The 951-nt window shown below is 59.7% G+C and carries 1 protein-coding gene; it reads right to left on the bottom strand.

The genetic code is table 11. The annotated features are described in order from the left end of the window. Window positions 1–188 (bottom strand): RNA polymerase sigma factor region1.1 domain-containing protein (locus tag LH128_RS28720; RefSeq protein WP_008833217.1); only part of this gene is annotated, 188 nt, incomplete at its 3' end. Window positions 189–951: the final 763 nt, after the last annotated feature.

Here is a 951-nt window from a genome sequence, read left to right on the forward strand (position 1 = left end):
TCGTTCTCGACGATCCTGATACCCATCTCCGACATCGCCGCCATGACGTCCTCGATCTGGTCTGCGGTCATCTGATCCTGCGGCAGGGCAACGTTCAGCTCGTCGACGGTGATCGTGCCGCGACGCTTGGCATAGGCTATGAACTTGGCGACAGACCCGCGGCTTGCCTCGACAACTGGCGCTTCCATTTCACTGCCGCGTTCGCTTCTGCTCATATCTTGGCCGTCAACTCGTTTTTGGAGTGCCGTTCACGAGACCGTGGAAGGCAATTATCGCGGCTCTATTGCCGGAGAAGGCCCCGCAGTTCCAGCGCGCTTTCCACGACTTCGGGAGTATACCGGCGCGGACGTCATTCCAGCTACCCGCATTGCCATTACCGAACTGCGGCCTCTCGCCTCAACGAATTGTTCGGCCGCGTCGAGAAACCCCAACGTCTCGAGCAACTCATGATCGACCCGTCGAAAGACAACGCCAAGACCGCGAACTTGCCCGCTCGGGAAAGTCGCGCGGATCGCTGCATCAAGGTCCTCTGGCGCTATCACAGAGTTCGGCGAGCGATCCCCAGATCGTCTCGATATCGCCTTTCATGCGCGCCCGGTTGCACATAAGCTTGTTCCCGATAAGTCGACGCGCATCTCTACGGTGTGAATGCCTTGAGTGCCATCGTGACGGGTGCATGACCTGTGTCGCATGCCCTGCATTGCAGAGCGTCCTCATAAATCGCCATCTGCAACGAGAATTGTCGACGTTGACCGGGCTTGGCCCACCTCCTGCGGTGATCTGCTCGGCGGCGACAATCGCGACACCGGAAGACCAGGATTTCGCCGAAGCAAGGGACAGGAGACAAGAATGAGCAGCGGATGCAATGAGACGTGGGCAATCAGGCCAGAGCGCGCGCCTTTGCTTCAAAGGCCGCAGCGCGGCGCCTGAAACGTTCCGCGAGGCTGCCCC

It is taken from the genome of Sphingomonas sp. LH128 (assembly GCF_000293195.2).
Classification (GTDB): Bacteria; Pseudomonadota; Alphaproteobacteria; order Sphingomonadales; family Sphingomonadaceae; genus Novosphingobium; species Novosphingobium resinovorum_A.